Genomic DNA, 19,128 nt, shown 5'->3' with positions numbered 1-19,128 from the left:
ACGAACTCGACGCCGCCCCCGTCCTTCAGCGAGCACAGCTCGGCGCCGTGCGCCTTGACGGTTGCGGTGAGCCCGCCGCTGCGGAGGGAGTGGCTGTCATCGCTCATGCGCGACATCTACACCGCGGCCTCACATGCAGCAAGGCGGCGCCAGCCATGCAGCGGGCGCCTCAGCGCCCTGCAGAGCTGCGTCATATTTCTGTACCTAACGGTTGCTCCTTTGCAGTTCGTCCGCCGCCAGCTTTTTCGGAAACGCGGCCCGGATCCCCGAGAACAATTCTGGTAGCCAATTGAAATTCTTCATCAACGGCCGCTTTCTGTCGCAAAAACTCACCGGCGTTCAGCGTTATGCCGCCGAAATCGTCAAGTCGATCGACGCGCAGCTGGCGTCGGAGCAAACGCCCACCTCGCTGCGGAACGCAGACTGGCAGTTGCTGACGCCCGTGGATGCAAGCGAAGACCTTCACCTCGAGCGAATCAAGATTCGCACCGTCGGCCGCTTGCGCGGGCACGCCTGGGATCAAATCGATCTGGCCCGCGCCGCTGCGGGCGGCCGCTTGATCAGTCTGGCCAATTCCGGCCCAGTGTTCCATCGCGACCACATTGTCGTGATCCACGACGCACAGGTCTTTCGCAGGCCCGACTTCTTCAACTGGCGCTATCTGGCGGTTCACCGCACGATGGGCCGGCTGCTCGCCCGACATGCAAGCATCGCAACCGTGTCGGCTTTTTCGCGCAAAGAGCTTGCCGAGGTGCTGAAACTGTCGGCAACGGGGATCCCGGTCTTCCCCAACAGCGCAGAACATTTCGCCAAGACGAAGCCTGATCCCGGCATCATCGCCAGACTTGGGATTCAGCCACAGAAATTCTTCCTCTATGTGGGCTCGAGGACCAAGAACAAGAATCTTTCCGTCGCGATCCGCGCCGTCCAATTGCTTGATCGGGCCGACGTTCCGCTGGTCATTGTCGGCGGCGACAACAGCAAGGTCTTTCAGGACAATTCTGGCGACGGGGCTTCCGGCCTGCTGCTGGCCGGACGTCTGACGGACGGCGAGATCGCGGCGCTCTATGCGCATGCATCGGCATTCGTGTTCCCCTCGCTCTACGAGGGGTTTGGCGTGCCGCCGCTCGAAGCCATGATCTTCGGCTGTCCGGTCATCGCCTCGACCGCCGATGCGGTCGTTGAGACCTGTGGGGATGCAGCTGCGTATTTTCGCGCCAGCGATGCCGAAGCGCTGAAGCAGCTCATGCTCGAAAGATTGGCAACCGGCGCCATCTCTGATCAGGAACGCATGAGGCAGCAGGATCGCGTTGCATTCTATTCGTGGAAGAAATCGGCAAAGGCTCTGCTCGATCATCTCGCAGGTCCGGCGAATGTCGCCAGCGCGGCATGAAATTTGGACGCAACTCGCCTATCGCGTGCAAAAGCTCCCGCACAAACGTCTCGCAACTCGCGGGCCGTTGTATAGTTCCATGAAACTTTTTTGTTTTTGTAACGACTTCAAGCATGCGTAGGGCGTGGCGCAACATCACCACATCGCTGCCCCATTATCGCTACGTATTCGAGGAACTGTATCTCGCACTAGCGAACACAGAACAGGGATACAGGATGTCCGGCTCTCCGACGCAGCCTTATGCAAGGCAAACGATGAAAGTGCTGCACATCGCCGAGACGATTCGGGGCGGGATTGCGAGCTACCTGAACGAGTTGCATCCGCAGCAACAGGCCAGTTTCGGCGCCGAGAACGTGCACTATGTCGTGCCCTCGGATCATCGCCGCGATCTGCCCGCGGTCGATGACAACCAGATTACGACGTTCGAACGATCCGGCCGCAGCGTCGCCGGACTATTCCAGATGTTTCGCGCGAGCATGCAGGCACTCGATGCCTTCAAGCCGGACGTGGTGCATCTGCATTCTTCGTTTGCAGGCCTCGTGCTCCGCCCCGCGCTTGCGGCCCGCTCGGACGGTCCGCGCGTGGTTTATTGCCCGCACGGCTGGGCATTTACGCGCGAGACCGGCCGCCTCAGTCATGTGGTGACAAAGGCGGCGGAGAACCTTCTCGCTCGAACGTCGGACCGAATCATCTGCATCTCCGGCGACGAGTTCAACGAAGCGATCCGCGCGGGAATTCCGGCTGACCGTCTTACCCTCGTTCATAACGGCATCTCGAAGAGCCGCACGCCGCAGCCCGTCGCGGCGGACTGGACTTCCAAGAAGGTCAAGGTCCTCTTCATCGGACGCCTGGACCGCCAGAAGGGATTCGATCTCCTGATCGAAGCGGCGCGCACGCTCGAAGATGTGCTTGATATCCGCATGATCGGCGCCTCCGTCGTCAACAAGTACGAAGGCCCGAGCGTCCCGTCCAACGTGTCGCTACTGGGCTGGCTCGACCGCCCGACCATCGAGACCCAGCTCGAGGCCGCCGATCTCGTCGTGATCCCGTCACGATGGGAGGCCTTTGGCCTCGTTGCCCTGGAAGCGATGCGCGCCGCAAAACCCATCCTGGCATTCCGCAGCGGCGCGTTGCCCGAGATCGTCGTCGACGGCGTCACCGGCGTGCTTTGCGAGCCCGTCGCCGTTCAGCCGCTCGTTGATGGTTTCCGGCGAGCGCTCGATTTCGATCTCAAGGTACTGGGACAGCGCGGCTACGACCGGTTCAAGCAGCTTTATGACGTTCAGAAGACGCATGGACAGTTGCAGCAGGTCTATGCCGAGCTCCTGCATGACGACCGGACGCCGGTCGAGGCGAAGGCGGCACTGCAATCGGATCTCTCCAAGAATTTCTGATGGCTCTACCGCTCCCACGCACCTTGGTTCGCGGCAGCTTCCGCCTTGCGAGCCTCATCGCATCCATTTTCCTGCCGGTTTCCGTCTGCGCGCAGCAGGCTCAACCGCTCGATGCCCGATTCCTGCTGGGGGTCGGCACGCATCAGGGGCTGGGTGGTCCGGTGAGCGCGCGCGGATACGTGCCTTCGGAGAACGTCGCGCAGATCAAGCAACTCGGCCTCAACGCTTTCCGCGACGATTTTCCCTGGTCCGATTTCGAGGTGGGCGGACGCCGGATGGGATTTACGCCCAGGCTCGGCAGGCTCGAGACGCAAGTCAGATCCGGCGTCGCGCGTCCCCTTCTGATCCTCGCGTTCGGCCACCATCTGGTGCCGAATTCGTCGCCACCGACGACCGATGAAGCGCGACAGCGGTTTGCCGACTATGCTGCTGCGGCAGCGCAATCGGTCGTGGCGCAGCATCCACTTTTCGAGCTCTGGAACGAATGGAATCTGGCGGCGAAGAAGGATGCCGCATTCTCACCCGAAAACTATCTGGCGCTCGCACAAGTCGCGCGGCCAGCGGTCAAGCGGGTCGCGCCGAATGCGCCTTTCCTGGTCGGAGCTCTCGGTGACGATCCGGGCTGGACATGGACGGAGAAGATGCTGCGGACCGGCATCCTTCAGTACGCGGACGGCGCCTCGATCCACCTCTACAATTTCTGCATGGGCCCGAGCAAACGCACCTCGGCCGAGATCATCGACCGGGTCACGGCGTTTCACCGTCTCGTCGGCCAGGCGAGCGGAAACCCCGATTTTCCGATCTATGTCACCGAGACAGGCTGGACCACGGCGACCAACAAATGCGGCGTCAGCGAGCAGGCCCAGGCCGACAATACGGCGCAGCTCATCTTGTGGGCAGCGACCGCGACGCGCTGGCTCAAGGGCATGTGGCTCTACGAGCTCAAGGACAGTGGAAAGAATCCATCGGAACTGGAGGACAATTTCGGGCTCTATCGTTTCGATAATTCGCCGAAGCCGGTTGCCTGTGCCGCCCAGGGCGCCTGGGCCTTCGTTCGCTCCAGCCTGAGTGCCGAACGACGCGAGCTCGCCAGCGGGGTCGTGTCGATCAATGCATCAACGGCTTCCGGCGGCAGAGTTGCGGTCTGGTCCGAGGCTCCGGACCGACGCTACGAAATCCGGCTCAAGGGCGACCAACCAGGCGCGAGCTTTGCGATGCCGTGCGACCAGACGGCAAAGGCTGCGTCCGGGGTCTGGATCCCCGTCTCGAGCACACCGGTCCTGATTGCAGCCAATGACAGTGCCGTTCCCGCCCTGGAGATAAGGCCGGCGCGGTAGACGCGATTTTTTTTGCAGACATGAGGTTGACGCGATGAAAGTTCTTTTGACATCCACGCTTTATCCAACGCCTCAGGCCCCAAAGATCGTCGGCGGCGCAGAGATCTTCGCGCGGCGTTTCGCCGAAGGCCTGGTACAGCGCGGTGACGAAGTGGAAGTGATCCGGGCCGCATCCTCGCCCGAGCAGGCGCGCGAAAGCTGCAACGGCATCAACGTCTATTCCGCGCCGGTGCAGAACATCTACATGCCCTTCACGGAGCAGAAGAACGTCGCGCTGCGCAGCATCTGGCATGCCGTCGACGACTGGCAGATGCAGGCCCCCCTGATTGCGGAGCGCATCCGGGCTTTCAAGCCGGACGTGTTGCACTCCAACAATTTGTCGGGCCTCACCACCGCGATCTGGCGCGTTGCCGCCCAGCTCGGCGTTCCCGTGCTCCATACGCTTCACGACTATTATCTGACCTGCCCGCGCTGCTCGCGATTCGAGAAGGGACGGTCCTGCGAGCACACCTGCACGAGCTGCGGAATTCTGACCTTTCATCGCAGGCGTGCCACGCATTGGCTCAGTGCCGTGGTCGGCGTGAGCGAGCGCGTCCTGTCCATTCATACCGACATGGGCATGTTCTCGGAGACGCCGATCCGCACCGTGATCCGCAACGCCTCCACCGAGCCGCCGCGCGAGCCCTATCCTCGTCCGGTCTGCACCACGGAAGTGACGTTCGGGTTCATCGGCCGCCTCACGGAGGAAAAAGGCATCGACAATTTGATGCGGGCGCTGGCTCTGCTGCCCCCGGATCGCATCCGCATGTTGATCGCCGGCCGTGTCAGCGACGAGGAGCAACGACGCCTCAGGACGCTCGCGCCGGATGCGCGGATCGAGTTCATGGGCTTCGTGGTGCCCGACGATTTCTACAAGCAAGTGGACGTGGTGATCGCCCCGTCGATCTGGCACGACCCCGGCCCGCTCGTCGTCGCCGACGCCAAGGCGGCCGGCAGGCCGCTGCTCGGAACGCGCTTTGGCGGCATGCCCGAGGTCATCGAGCACGGCATCACGGGCTGGCTGACTGGAGCCGATCCGCAATCCCTGGCCAAGAGCATGCTCGCGGTCGCAGCCGATCCGCACAAGATCGACGAGATCAGCCGGCGCCTCATCGCCGATACCAACAAGTGGATATTTTCCGACGTGCTGTCTTCATACAAGAACCTGTATGAACAATTGCGCGAACAGCGGATGTCGCACCTGCGCGCGGCCACAACCGAAGCGCCGCAGGGAGCGGCGGTCGTCGGCAAGGAGCGCCTCATTCCGCGATGACACGCCTCCTCGCGATGGCGGGCTACGTCTATCAGAGCGCCGCGGCGATCATCCTGATCTTCGCGATCAGCCATCTATTGCCCGCTGCCGACTACACCAGCTTTTCGCTCGCGCTGGCCTCGAGCCAATTGCTCTGCGTGCTGATGTTCGAGTGGCTGCAACTCGCCGGACTGCGCTTTCTGGCCGCAGCCGGGGAGAACGAAGCGGCCCGGCTGAGGTGGTCGCTGTTTGCAGCAGGCCTGTCGAGCGCGGGCGCGCTCGTCGTGGTCGGGAGCTGCGCATCCGTGGCCAGCGCGCTCCCGACAGGGATTATCGCGCTAGGACTGGGCATATCCGTGCTTCAGGGCTTGACGGATCTCTACTTCCTGTCGGTCCGTCTGTCCGACCGGCTGGGGGTCGCGTCCTCTCTTCTTGCGCTGCGTGCCACCGCGCTTCTGGCCGGGGCCGCCGTGGGAGGAGCGATTTCGGGGACGGCTGAAGCTGCCCTGCTCGGGATTGCGTCGGGTCACATGCTGGGGCTCGTCGCCGGCCTCGTCTCGTATCGCACGCCGCTGGAGCGCGCCTCGTTGCAGGCGATGCTGACCGACTGGAAGACCTTCGCCCGCTACGGCATGCTCGCGGCGGGCGCCTCCGTCATCCATTTGTCGGTGCCGGTGCTGCTCCGTGTCATCATCATCGGCCGGCTGGGCGCAACGGGTGCCGGTGCCGGATTTTCGATCGCGCTCGACCTGCTGCAGCGTCCGTTCTGGGTCCTCAACGCCGCAATCCACACCGTGAGCTATCCCGAATTGGTCAAGGACTTCGAACACGGGACCGCCGTGAAGTCGGTTCAATCGGCGCGGCGGATGTTCGAATTCATGATCTGCACGACCCTCGTGCTGCTCGGCGGCCTGGTCGGCTTCATTCCGGATGCAGCCCGTATCCTGGTTCCGCGGGAGAGCCTTGACGGCTTCCTGGCGACGGCCCCCACGGTAGCCGCCTTCTATTTCCTGCACACACATCTCCAGGCCACCATCGCGGTGGTTCCACACCTGGAGAAGCTCGCAACCAGGCTGGTGCTCGTCGCGGCCGGCCAGCTCGCGATCGTCGCAGCCGTCGCGCTGGTCGCGGTATGGGCCGGCCTGTCGCCGCGACATGCAGTCGGCTGCGCTTCGCTGGCCACCCTCGCAACGATCCTGATCGCGCTCGGTCCGACCCTGCGGTTCGAGGCATTCCCGCGCTGGCCGTTGGTCATGCAGGCATTCTTGGCCGCAATCCTGATCGGATCGCTCGGCTCGATGCCGACGGAGCCCGCGACATGGCTCGCCGGCAAGATCGTGATCGCCGCGATTGCGACGGCAATCATCGGGTGGCGTGGAGATTTTCTGCTGCTGGCCCGCCGCGGCTAGTTCGTCGCGAGCCACGATGCCATCACACCGAGTGAACGGCTAAGCCATGGGACGAGGGGCTACAGTTCCTGCACGGAACCGTTACGTCTTCTGGCCCAACCGAATGAGTCATGCCCCGGGATTCTACGGACACAACCAAAGCGGTCAAATCTATTAAATTGCTCGCCGACAAAAACGGCATCTGCCGGCTTCCTGTGCAGTCCGGTAGTGAGGACGGAGACTCGGGTAGGCTTCACTGGCCGCAACTCCGAGCACCACGACGCGTGTGGCACGCTCAAGCCGAAGCGTTCTCGCAAGGGCACGCGCACATATATTCAGCAGCGCAATTGGTGAAAATCACGAAAGCGCCTTCCTCACGTCATCCTGCCCCGGCATCGCATTCGTATTCTGCTGCAAAGAGCGAATCTGTTCCTGCACAAGGAACCCCACTTCGCTCGCGATTTGTAGCTTCTATTTTTATCTGAAATTCACACTCGACACAGAAGCTTGACCGCAAATCCCTGCGAGCAATTTTGTTCGCGCTGAAAAACTCGAGTGTGCAATGTCAGACCAGACCATCCTGTCCGCCAGCGGCTTCATCAACTCCATCGGCGTCAACACGCACGCCGGCTTCGGGTGGACCGGCTACAACAATCTCGCGCTGATGGTCGATGACCTCGAGTATCTCGGTGTCACCCATCTCCGCGACGCGATGGGGACCAGCCCGGCCGCGCAGCCCGTCGTCGACGGTCTAGCCGCTGCCGGCTACAAATTCGACTTCCTGGTGTCGTCCGCCCTGCCCCAGACAGGCACGGTCGGGCTGCAGAACTACATCGCCTCGCTCCAGAAATTCGTGACCAACCATGCGGGCAGCATCAGCGCCATCGAGGGGCTCAACGAAGCCAATCACCAGCCCTTCAGCTACAATGGCAGCTCGAGCCTCACGGCCGCGGCTCAGTTCCAGAGCGCGCTCTATCAGGCCGTCAATGCCAACGCCGCGCTCGGCAGCATCCCCGTCTACAATCTGTCACTGGCCTACAACGATCCGCAAGGCTACAGCCAGCTCGGCAACATGTCGGGCTCTGTCGACTACGCCAACGCCCACGCCTATGTCAGCACCAGCCTCAATCCGAGCAGCTCCATTGCGGCAACGCTGAGCGCCGTCATGGCGGCGGCGCCCGGCAAGCCCGTCGTCATCACGGAAACCGGCTACACCACGCAAGCCAACACCCAGTATCTCGGCGTCAACGAGACGGTGCAGGCCAAATCGATCCTGAACACGCTGACTGATGCCTACAAGGCCGGCGTCAGCGCGACTTATCTCTACGAACTGTTCGACCGTGACTCGTCCGCCGGCAATACCAATCCCGAAGCCAATTTCGGACTGTTCAACTCCGACGGGACGCCGAAGCTCGCCGCGACGGCCATTCACAACCTGACGACCATTCTGGCCGACGACGGCAAGGGCGGCCTGCAGCCGACTGATCCGTTGAACTACACCCTGAGCAACATGCCGGCCTCGGGCAACAGCATGGTGCTCGGCAAGAGCAACGGCGCTTACGAGCTCGTCGTGTGGGCTGAGCCGAAGCTCTGGAAGGACGCCAACGACACCGAGATCTCCAATCCGACCGAGACCGTCACGGTGAACCTCGGTGGCGTGCATCATTCGGTGAAGGTGTATGACACGTTGACGGGAACCACGGCGATCGCCAGCTACACCGACGTCAGCACGATCACCATCCCGGTCAGCGATCACCCGCTGATCATCGAGATCGACGCGCCCCCGACCACTTCGACTCCGCCGGACACCCGGACCAGCATCACCGGCACGGCTGCCGAGATCGTACCGCAACTGTCCGACCTGAGCGAGTCGACCGCGCTGCAGACCATCACGCTGACCGACTCCCACGTGCTGCCGGTCGCCTCGAAGGCGACCATGGACTACATGATCGCCCACTACGGCAGCGCTCTCTCCAAGATCCAGGGCGGATACTCGTTCTCGGTGACGAATGCGGCCGCGACCTGGAGCAACACGAAGACCTATAGCGCCAGCGGAACGCTTCTGTCGAAGTCGGATACCGGCCTGAATTCGAGTGGACAGCCGACCTCGACCACCGTCGCCTACACCGACGGCTCCAAGGACCTGATCAGCTACACCAATGGCGTGCAGACGAAATTCGTTCATGTCGGCACCGACGCAACCAGGACCACCGACACCTACAACACCGCCGGAGTCCTCCTGAGCGAAGTCGTCCAGAAGTCCGACGGCTATTACTCCACCACGCTCTACACAAGCGGCGTGAAGACGGCCGGCTACGTCAAGAATGCCGACGGCTCGCAGGACAACTATACCTACGGCATCACCGGCAAGAGCTTCACCACCCAGGTTCAGCATCTCGATGCGTCCGGGAAGGTCACCTCGGTGACACGCAGCCATGCCGACGGCTCGCTGGATTCGACACAAGTCTACAACAGCGACGGCAGCAGCGTGATCACCACCTATAGCGCCACGGGCGTCAAGCTGGTCGAGACGGCCTATCATGCCGATCACAGCAAGGACGTCTGGACCTACAACATCACGGGACAGAGCTACGCGACCGAGCACGACGTCTACAATTCGACCGGCTTCCTCACCAGCCTGACGCGGCTGCACGGCGACGGCAGCCTCGCCTTCAAGCTGATCCAGACGCCTGACGGCACCAAGACGACCGATTGGTACAATGCCGCCGGCAGCCTCACCAGCGAAGTCGTGCAGAAGGCGGACGGCTATACCTCGACGACGGTCTACAGCAACGGCGTCAAGACCAACACCTATGTCAAGAATGCCGATGGCAGCCAGGACAATTACGCCTTTGGCATCACCGGCCAGAGCTACACCACGTTGATCCAGCACGTCGATCCGTCCGGCAAGGTCACCGCCGTGACCCGCAAGCATGCCGACGGCACGCTCGACTATACCCAGGTCATCAACAGCGACGGCAGCAGCGTCGTCACCAACTATGACGCTGCGGGAACGCGGACGAAGGAAACCGACTATCACGCCGATGGCAGCAAGGACGTTTTCCTCTTCAACATCACCGGCCAGACCTACACGACCGAGCACGACATCTACGATGCGACCGGCTTTCTCACCACACTGATCCGCAAGCACGCCGACGGCAGCATGGCGTTCAAGCTGGTGCAGAGCGCCGATGGGACCAAGACCACGGACTGGTACGACGCCAACGGCGTCCTCACCAGCGAGGTGCTCCAGAAGCCGAGCGGCTACAGCGCGACCACGGTCTACACCAATGGCGTGAAGACGGCGGCTTACATCACCAACGCCGACATGAGTCACGACAACTATAGCTACAACATCACCGGCCAGAGCTACACTACGCAGTACCAGCACCTCGATCCGACCGGCCAAACGACGGAGGTGACCCGCTGGCACGCCGACGGCTCGCTCGACTACACTCAGGTCGTCAACGACGACGGCAGCAGCGTGGTCACCAACTACGATACAGCCGGCGTCAAGAAGACGGAGACCGACTACCACGCCGATGGGTCGAAGGACGTCTTCCAGTTCAACATCGTCGGGCAGACCTATACGAACGAGCACGACAGCTACGATTCGACCGGCTTCCTCACCGATATCGTTCGCACCCACGCCGACAACAGCCTGGCCTTCACGCTGGTGCAGAGCGCCGACGGCACCAAAACCTCCGACTGGTACGACGCCAACGGCGTCATCACCAGCGAGGTGACGACCAAGAGCGATGGTTACAGCTCCACGACCGTCTACAACAGCGGCGTGAAGAGCGCTGCCTATATCAAGAATGCGGATGGCACGTCAGACAACTGGAATTACAACATAACCGGGCAGTCCTACACCACCCAGCATCAACACCTCGATGCCTCGGGCAAGATGGTCGAGCTCACCCGGACCCACGCCGACGGCACCCTGGACTATACCCAGGTCATCCACGACGACGGCAGCAAGCTGACCGACATCTACAACAGCGCCGGCAACAAGACCCAGGAGATCGCCAACAACGCCGACGGATCGAAGGACGTCTTCCTGTTCAACTTCAACGGACAGACCGGCACCACGCAGCACGAGAATTACAACTCCGCCAGCGCACTCCAATTCTTCGATCAGACCAAGACCGACGGCACCCACAACGTCACGGCCGTCGCCAGCGGCGTAACGATCCACGGCGGCGCCGGCAACGACGTATTCTCGGCGGCACCCAGCGCAACAACGGTGGCTTACGATCACGGCCAGGACCAGATCCTCAATTTCCAGGCCGGCGATGGCGCAACTCACGACGTGGTCCAGATCTCGAAGCTGCTCGCCGCGGACTACAGTCACCTGCAAATGACGCAGTCCGGCACGAACGCGCTCATCACGTTCTCGGCCAATGATTCGATCCTGCTGAAGAACGTCTATGTCTCCAGCCTGACGAGCCACGACTTCTTGTTCGTCTGAGCCCGACGAAATACTGCCCAGACGCGCGCCACGTCGCTGGGGGCCGGGACCATGCAGGGGTCCCGGCCCCCAGTTCTTTATCGGGCGCCTGCCTCATCGATGAGCAGAGAGCCGATTGCCATCCGCAATTGGATGGGCCCCATGAATTCTGACGACTTGCCGTGATTGCGCCGCATCGGCCCGCGCGCTTGCGAACTTGCGTCACAATTCGCCTCTAGAAGAAACACGAACCGCGCAAGGACTCCGAGGCCCGATGCAAGCCAGTGAAGCAAGACGTTTTGTCGTTCTCGACTTCTACCGCTTCGTCGCCGCGCTCGGGGTCTTCATCTTCCACCTGAAGCTGATCGACACGGGCATTTCGCCGGCCTGGAACGGGTCCTACGGCCTGTTCGTGGACATGTTCTTCATCCTGTCCGGCTTCGTGATCTCCTACTCCTATCCGTCCGATGCGCGCGGCATGCGCGCCTATTCCCGTTTCATGATCCGCCGCATCGCGCGGATCTATCCGCTGCACCTGCTGAGCCTGCTCATCTTCGTGGTGCTGATCGGCGTCGGCCTGGAGCGCACGGCGCGATCGACCCCGCTGGACTTCCTGTATAATTTGCTGCTGCTGCAGGCCTGGGGCGTCACCGATCACCTCAGCTTCAACTCGCCATCCTGGTCGATCAGCGCGGAATTCTTCTGCTATCTGATCTTCCCGCTCTTGATGCTGTTCGCGCGCAAGCTGCATCCCCTTGCGTTGGCCGCAATCGTCGCGGCGTTGTATCTGGTCCTGGCGCACGGACATTTGCCGATCTGGCAGGAGCGGTCGCAGATGTACGGGGCCAATTACGATTACGGCATGCTCCGTGCGCTGCCGAGCTTCCTGAACGGCATCCTGCTCGCGATCCTGTTCCGGTTGTCTCAGCCCTACCGGCAGAAACGTGTGGTGTTCGCCGGCATCGCCATGTTCGGCATCTCCGTGCTCGTCCTCAACGTTTTCGCCAAGCCGGACCTTGCCATTCTGCTGTTCTCCTGCGCCATTCTGCTGACCGCAGTCGGCGAAAGCGCCTTCGCCGAGTTCCCCGGCGCCCGCCTGCTTGGACGGCTCGGCAACACCTCATATGCAATCTACATGCTGCACGATGCCGTTTTGATTGCCGTGTTCAAGCCGCTATGGACCTGGCTCGGATTGCGCCCGGATCAGTTCGGCCTCTTCGCCCTTGCCTGCTGCGTGGTGCTGACGCTCGTCGCAGACCGCACCTACGCCTATTTCGAGAATCCCGCGCGGCGCCTGCTCAATCGCTTGGCCGACACCGCGCCGGTATCCCCCCGCAAGGTCCGGCCGGTGACGGCCGAGACGTCCATGCGCTTCGAGAACACGGAGCGGGCGGTCAACTGACGCCCCTCCGGAAGCATCTAGGGTTCAGGGTTCTCAGGCGACCTTGCCGCCAGCCTCCGGCACGATCCGCATCGCACCATTGTCCAGCAACGGAGCGACGTTGGCGCGAGATAGCTCCATGACATCGGGCAGCATCTGACGGACCTGCTCGCCGGCGGCTTCGTAGGTGCCAAGGAAGTGCAGCAGAAACGCCTCGAAGCTCTCCCCGACAAGGAACTGGGCCGGCGAGAGCAACAGCGACTCGCTGATGCCGAAATGCGCGAACAGGCCCTGGAACTTGTCCTGGTAGGTGATCGCCGCCACCGGCGTGCCCTGTCCGAGGGCAGCAATCGCCAGGTGCATACGGCCGGTGATCACGCCGTCGACCAGTCCGACAACGGCCTTGATCTCGCCCGCCGACAGAACCTGGTCGACATGATGCACGTGCTCCCCAAGCGCGGGCTGAAGCCGGGCGGCCAGCGGCCGCAGGCAATTGTCATCGGCAATTCCGGGGCGGTAATCATGCGCCAGCAACAGCCAACTTGCATTGTGCTGCCGCGACAGGCGCGCCATGGCATCCGCCGCAAGCTCTATCATCCGCTCCAGCTTGGCCGGCTCCGGCTTCTTGAACAGCATCGGGTGGATGTTGAAGACGAAGACCTTGCGACCCTGCGCGCGCTGCCGTTCGACCGCGGCCGCGATCCGCTTCACTGCGCCAGTGTCGGCGCGCGGCGTCAGCATGAACGCAGAGTCGGCGACGAGACGCGCGCGCTTGCGGGCGAAATCGTCGAAACGCTGAAGCGATATCGCATCGCGCAGGTTCAGGACCACGCCCGGATCGAGCAGCCGGAACACTTCGCGCAGCGCCTTCGCCGGACGGGAGTTGAAGCTGAAGCCGAGCACGCTGACCTTGGCGCCAAATCCCGCCATCAGGTCGGCAACGAGCAGCATGCGCGCCGCATCCACCGGCGAATAATAGCCGTCGAGCACATCGGCCCCCAGCACCACGCCGAAATCCGGACGGGTGATCGAAAGTTCCTGCGCGACCGTCTCGTAGGAAAACGGCTGTCGCCAGATCTCAAGCGGCCTGAAGCCCATCGCGCGAACATCCGCGCTCGCCGCGCTGGTGGCGGTGACGATGTAAGTTTCGAGGTCGGGATAGACCCGTTTCAGCTCGCCGACGGTGGCTTCGATCATCGCTTCGTCGCCGCGTGACTGATGGATGCTCCAGGGATCCGACGGCAACAGGACGAGCCGGCGCGGATTGTTGCTCGGCGCCGCATTGACGCCGACGTCCTTCCGGGCAATCTGCCACCTGCGCAGCTCGAGGAGATCGACCGCGAGGGGCGTGTTCTTTGCGCTGTTGAGCCAGCCTCGGAGATGCCTGCGAACCGGCACCGGGATCAATTGCTTCAAATCGTCCTCCTCGTCTTCATCAAGCGGTCGCACCGCGCTTCACGACGAAATCGATCAGCGAGAACAGCTGCTTCCGCCAGAACAGCAGAATACTCATCAGATAGGTCGCGCCGAAACACGACGACAGCAGCCCCATCCGCAAATACGGGTTGATATCCGGCGTCGCATGGCGGCACAGCACGACCGCGCCGTAAGCCAGCACGATGGCGCAAAGGCAGCCCGCAATCGGACGCAGGAACTGGCTCCAGCTCAGGCCCAGCAGCCGCAGCGCCAGCGCGAATGTCACGGGAGTCACCACAAGCTGCGCGAAAGCGAAAATTGTCGCCAGCTGACCGATATCGCGCGAGGGAAGCAGGAACATTGCGGGCACGACCGCGCAGAATTTGAGGATGTTCAGCGCGAATACGTAGTTCGGCTTGCCCAGGGCGCCGAAATAGGCGCTGTTGACGAATTGCACCGTCTGAATCGCGCCGATGAGCATCAGCGGCCTCATCACCGCTTCGCTTCCGCTCCACTTCGCGCCGAACAGCAGCAGCGAAAACTCCGGCGCGATCGCCGCAAGCAGCACGAAGATGGGAGAGCCGACCAGCGCGCCGAGACTGACGCTACGTAAGTAGGCACCGGCGATACGGTCGCGCTCGTGAGCGATCTTGGACAGCGCGCTCAGCGCGACGTCCATGACGGCCTGGGTGAGCAGCTGCATCAGGATGATGTAGACCCGCGCACCGACGGTGTAGATGCCGAGCGCGGCGACGCCATAGAGCGTCAGGATGATCATGTCGATCGTGCGAACGATGGCGAAATCCAGCAGCCTGTTCAGCACGACATGGACGCTATAGCCGGAGAGCTCGCGAAAGCTTCCGGAATCGTAGCCCCGCATCGGCAGCCATCGCGGCTGGCTCCAGAGCCACAAGCCGCTGATCGCACTCTGAACGACCACCTGGATCACGAGGCTGAGAGCGCCGAACCCGGCATAGGCGCAGGCGATTCCCACGATGCCGGAGATGGCGGTCGCCACCATGGTCCTGACTGCGAGCACCCGAAAATCCATCTGGCGCTTGTAAAGCGCCTCCTGGAACAAGGTGGCGGTGCCGATCGGAAGGGAGAGAGACGCGGCCGTCAACAGCGGCGCGAGCCCCTTCACGTCGAGCCAACGCTCGATATCCGTCGCAAGGAAGGCGATCAGAATCGCCAGAAGCGTCGAAGCGGCGAAGGAGCAGAAGAAGGGCAGCGTCACATCGGCCGGCTCGAGCGTGCGCCGCTGGATCAGCGCGTCGCCGAAGCCGAATTCGGCGATCGAGCTCAAGAGCAGCAGGATGAAGGCGACGAGCGCTGCAAGACCGAAATCCGCGGGATCGAGCAGCCGGGCCAGAACCAGGAACAGGACGAACGACAGCGCCCGGCCGCCCCAATTCTGTGCAAGCGACCAGAACAAGGCAACCACGACCTGATGTTGTTTGCCCTGCGTGACGTTCATCAACAATTCGACCCAATTCCGACAGATCCAACCACAATCGCAGGCTAGACGACGTGGCACGATGCTGCCGCGACGTCACCATCTCCGATCGCGGCGGAGTACTGATTGCTCGCTACATTACGACGGAGTGATGGCAATCAGATGAGTGCCGTCACGTTTCCCATTTAGAGTGGAAGTGAGTTCAAATCGTGGACTACACTCCAATCAACCTTTGCGAAGTGATGCAAAATGGATGCCTTGATGAATTCGCCTGCTCAGCGTTCTCTGCGTAACTCCAGGCGCTTGCGTGTGGCGATCTACGCACCGCATTTTGCGGAATATTCCTATCGGCTGGCATCTGGTTTGGCGCATCATTGCGACGTCCGCCTCGTGCTCAACGCCAAGGACGCAAATCAGCAATGGGAACTGGCCGATATCGCCGTGGCGGCGCCCTTCGAAACACGCATCCGCGACCTGAGCCTGCGCCGCGGCGGCGCAATCGGCATCCCCGCGTCCTTCTTCGACATAATATCGTTTCGTCCGGACGTGATTCATTGTCACGAAGTTCCGGAGATCTACACATCCAAGCTGATCCAGCTGCTTCGTCCGCTTGGCATTCCCCTGGTGCTGACCGTTCACGATGCGATTCCGCATTCGGAAGGCGGCTCCGGCACCTCGGCGCGTGAAGATGCCTGGCGCGGGCGCATGCGCGCCGCCGCATCGGTGGTCACGACGCACGGTGAAAGCTGTATTGCCGATTTTCGCCGCGCCTCGCCCGACTTCAAAGGCGAGACGATCTCCAGCATGCACGGCGTGCTCATGGTTCCGCCAGCCAAGGGCACGCTCAGCGAGCCGGAATCCGCGCGAATCCTGTTCTTTGGACGGATGTGGGCCTACAAGGGCCTGGACGTCTTCATCGATGCGATCGACATACTGACTCAGCGCGGCATGGCGCATGAAGCGATCGTCGCCGGCCGCGGCCCCGAGATGACACGGCTCGGCGCGCGGATGGAAGCGATCCCGACCGTCAAGACCATCAACGCCTATATCTCGCCTGCGGAGACCGGACGGCTGTTTCAATCCGCCACCGTGGTCGCCCTGCCCTATAAGGATGCAACGCAAAGCGGCGTGCTTGCATCCGCTTACGGCAACTCTCGTCCCGTCGTTGCCAGTGCCACCGGCGGCATTCCCGACGTCGTAGCCGACGGCGTCAACGGGCTGCTGGTTCCTCCCGGCGATGCCACGGCGCTGGCCGACGCACTCGAACGCGTGCTGACCTCGAAGCCTCTTGCCGCGACATTGACCGAAGGCGCACGGCAAACCGCGGCCGGCCTCCTGAACTGGGACCGCATTGCCGAGCAGCTACTCGGGTCCTATCACCGGCTCGCCGGCCGGACCGTGAGCTGACCGCGACAGGCGTCCTCTCAAACCGATTGCTCGATCTGCCGTCGGAAGAACATGCCGCGGATCGCGCCGTCCAACAGGCGCCGCAGCCTGACCTCGATCAGCTCATAGCTGATCGCGCTCGCGACCAACGACATCACCAGCCCGAGCACGATGAAGGCGGCCCACAGCAGCCAGCGGTCAACGCCGGCAGCGACTAGCTTCAGGCCGATCACCTGCAAGGGGAACAGCACGAAGGGATGCACGAGATAGAGGCTGTAGCTGATCTTGCCGACATATTGCAGGGCCGGCGCACTCAGAACCTTCCCGAAGCCTGATTCCGGAGCGAGCACCATGCCGAACAGCAGGAAACCGGGAATGAGCCCCACGAAGGGGTGAAACAGCACGAGGCTCGCATAGAGGGCGGCCCCGCACACGAGACCCGCGAGCAGCCCAACACGTCCGGGAATGGAGATGCGAAATCCGGTCGCGCTGAACAGCATGCCGATGCAGAAGAACGCGGTGATCGGCCAGTGCATCAGGCACGCCAGGCCCAGCAGGATCAGGGGCGCCGCCAGCAGCCTGCCCCCGGCGCGCCACATCGAGAATGTCAGCGCAAACCAGATGTAGAATGCCCACTCATAGGTCAGCGTCCAGGCATTCTGCTGAGCAATGGGCAGGCCGAGCGCGTCCTGCACGAAGAGCAGGTTGGCCGCAAAGATTGCGAGATAGCTGGTCAGATCGATCCCGCGGAAGAACTTGTAGGCCACGATCGGCCCGATTGCGAACAGCGCGAGATGCAGGACGACGAACACCGGCATGATGCGCAGGACGCGATCGAAAAAGAACCGCGGCAACGACCCGTGCCGCACCAGGCTCGCCGGGATCAGGAAGCCGCTGATCATGAAGAACAGCTCGACACCGTGACCACCAACATTGATCACCGATTGCAGCCAGAGCCAGAGCGGCGGCAGGAAGCCGGGATCCGGGATGTCGTACATGCCTGCTTTCGGCATGTCGTAGAAATGATCCATCAGCACGCTCAGCGCCGCGATGGCGCGAAGCCCCTGGACCGACGGAACGAACGATCCGTCGTAGGCTGCGCCCCGCTGCTGCGGTGTCCTGATCACTCTGCGGCACCCTGGGTACTGAGCGCAGGCTCGATAACCACGGTCTTCCGCCGCGTCGAGCGGAACCTGTGCCCGAAGGCAATGCTGGGCTTCTCGACGAACGCAAATGTCATCCAGCTGACGAGGATCGACAACGCCAGGATCATGACCAGGAAGACCGACCATCCCAGCGGCCCATCACCGAACCAGACGAGGCGGTGGATGAAGACGATCACGAACGGCGACATCAGGTAGACCGAATAGCTGATCACGCCGACGAACGCCATCGGGCGCCACGCCATCCTCTCGCCGAACACGGCGAAGCCGATGAAGACCAGCGCCGCGCAGACATAGGCCGATCCGATCGAATAGCTGTAGAAGAAGTTCTCGTGATACACGCCCCCGAACCGCCGGTCCGACAGGGTGGCGGCGAAGATCGCATACAACAGCGTGCAGACGGCCACATGGGTCCATCGCAGCTTTCCGCCGATGACGGTGTCGCGGATGATCTTGCCCAGGAACATCGCCGACAGGTTTAGCCCGACCTCCATCACCGAGGAGACCGCCCTGTTCTCAACGAAGACGGCAGCGGTGGTTCCGACCAGCGCGGCCGCAACGACGATGGTGACCGCGGTGAAGCGCCGGTTCAGCAGCCCCATCGCAAAGAGAATGGTGCATCCGACATAGAACAGCAGCTCGATCGCCAGCGTCCAGTAGAAGACCCAGAGGTTCGGGACGTTCACGAAGGTCTGCAACATCGTCACATTCGCGGCGACCTGCCCCAGCGGATAGATCTTCGACTCCAGCAGCTGCATCGTCACGAGCCCGACCACGAGCGAGGTCCAGTAGGCCGGGTAGAGCCGGAAGAAGCGGCTGATCGTAAAATCCCGCACCGGCGTGGCGCTGTCCGGGAAGCTGAACGGAATGACGAAGCCGCTGACGAAGAAGAACAACACCACACCGAACCGGCCGAAGTTCATGTAGTAGCCGAACACATCATGGATGGGCCAGTAATAGGCACCTGTCGGGTGCTTTTCGACGATCACCTCGAACACATGCTGAACCAGGACCGACAACACGGCAATGCCGCGCAACGTGTCGATGAATGCGAGCCGTTTATGCATTGTTCG

General features: G+C 62.2%; 13 protein-coding genes and 1 pseudogene. 8 read left to right on the top strand and 6 right to left on the bottom strand.

Translation table 11 applies throughout. The features are described from left to right. Both MOV75_RS02700 and MOV75_RS02695 read right to left on the bottom strand, forming a co-directional pair. Positions 1-107, bottom strand: a pseudogene (locus tag MOV75_RS02700) (aldose 1-epimerase family protein); the annotation flags it as partial. An 83-nt stretch (positions 108-190) separates the two neighbouring features. After that, positions 191-703: a hypothetical protein gene (locus tag MOV75_RS02695; protein WP_246918914.1), complete on the bottom strand. Its 513-nt coding sequence runs from the start codon at positions 701-703 to the stop codon at positions 191-193. 15 nt (positions 704-718) lie between these two features. Between MOV75_RS02695 and MOV75_RS02690 the strand changes: the two genes are divergently transcribed. From MOV75_RS02690 to MOV75_RS02660, 7 genes are all read left to right on the top strand, one after another. Beyond that, positions 719-1,393 (top strand): glycosyltransferase family 1 protein, encoded by a 675-nt coding sequence (locus tag MOV75_RS02690; RefSeq protein WP_247004771.1) that lies wholly within the window; start codon positions 719-721, stop codon positions 1,391-1,393. 254 nt (positions 1,394-1,647) lie between these two features. Beyond that, a complete protein-coding gene (locus MOV75_RS02685) occupies positions 1,648-2,787 on the top strand; it encodes a glycosyltransferase (protein ID WP_246918910.1) in 1,140 nt (379 codons plus the stop codon). After that, entirely contained in the window at positions 2,787-4,124 is a 1,338-nt protein-coding gene (locus MOV75_RS02680; RefSeq protein WP_246918908.1) for a hypothetical protein, read from the top strand. Before MOV75_RS02685 ends, MOV75_RS02680 begins: the two co-directional genes overlap by 1 nt. Positions 4,125-4,158: 34 nt before the next feature. Continuing rightward, positions 4,159-5,436 (top strand): glycosyltransferase family 4 protein, encoded by a 1,278-nt coding sequence (locus MOV75_RS02675; protein ID WP_247004769.1) that lies wholly within the window; start codon positions 4,159-4,161, stop codon positions 5,434-5,436. Continuing rightward, on the top strand, positions 5,433-6,824 hold the full coding sequence (locus tag MOV75_RS02670; RefSeq protein WP_247004767.1) for a hypothetical protein: 1,392 nt from the start codon (positions 5,433-5,435) through the stop codon (positions 6,822-6,824). The genes MOV75_RS02675 and MOV75_RS02670 overlap by 4 nt, the downstream gene beginning before the upstream one ends. Before the next feature lie 541 nt (positions 6,825-7,365). After that, positions 7,366-11,274, top strand: a complete 3,909-nt coding sequence (locus MOV75_RS02665; protein WP_247004765.1) for an RHS repeat protein — start codon at positions 7,366-7,368, stop codon at positions 11,272-11,274. Positions 11,275-11,527: 253 nt separating this feature from the next. After that, the gene (locus tag MOV75_RS02660; protein ID WP_247004763.1) at positions 11,528-12,655 is read left to right on the top strand and encodes an acyltransferase; all 1,128 of its coding nucleotides are present in this window, start codon (positions 11,528-11,530) and stop codon (positions 12,653-12,655) included. Positions 12,656-12,688: 33 nt separating this feature from the next. Here MOV75_RS02660 and MOV75_RS02655 read toward each other — a convergent pair whose 3' ends face one another. Beyond that, positions 12,689-14,050 (bottom strand): polysaccharide pyruvyl transferase family protein, encoded by a 1,362-nt coding sequence (locus MOV75_RS02655; protein ID WP_246918898.1) that lies wholly within the window; start codon positions 14,048-14,050, stop codon positions 12,689-12,691. A 19-nt stretch (positions 14,051-14,069) separates the two neighbouring features. Then, positions 14,070-15,527: a lipopolysaccharide biosynthesis protein gene (locus MOV75_RS02650; protein ID WP_246918896.1), complete on the bottom strand. Its 1,458-nt coding sequence runs from the start codon at positions 15,525-15,527 to the stop codon at positions 14,070-14,072. A gap of 288 nt (positions 15,528-15,815) precedes the next feature. Here MOV75_RS02650 and MOV75_RS02645 point away from each other — a divergent pair, with 288 nt between their 5' ends. Next, on the top strand, positions 15,816-16,913 hold the full coding sequence (locus MOV75_RS02645; RefSeq protein ID WP_247004761.1) for a glycosyltransferase family 4 protein: 1,098 nt from the start codon (positions 15,816-15,818) through the stop codon (positions 16,911-16,913). Between the two features lie 17 nt (positions 16,914-16,930). Here the strand turns inward: MOV75_RS02645 and MOV75_RS02640 are convergent, their stop codons facing one another. Continuing rightward, positions 16,931-18,019: an acyltransferase gene (locus tag MOV75_RS02640; RefSeq protein WP_246918892.1), complete on the bottom strand. Its 1,089-nt coding sequence runs from the start codon at positions 18,017-18,019 to the stop codon at positions 16,931-16,933. Beyond that, on the bottom strand, positions 18,016-19,122 hold the full coding sequence (locus tag MOV75_RS02635; RefSeq protein ID WP_246918890.1) for an acyltransferase: 1,107 nt from the start codon (positions 19,120-19,122) through the stop codon (positions 18,016-18,018). Before MOV75_RS02635 ends, MOV75_RS02640 begins: the two co-directional genes overlap by 4 nt. Between the last annotated feature and the right edge of the window lie 6 nt (positions 19,123-19,128).

The organism is Bradyrhizobium sp. PRIMUS42, from assembly GCF_023006515.1.
Taxonomy (GTDB): Bacteria; Pseudomonadota; Alphaproteobacteria; order Rhizobiales; family Xanthobacteraceae; genus Bradyrhizobium.
The sequence above is the reverse complement of the archived record's forward strand: the minus strand, read 5'-3'. Positions and strand labels throughout refer to the sequence as shown.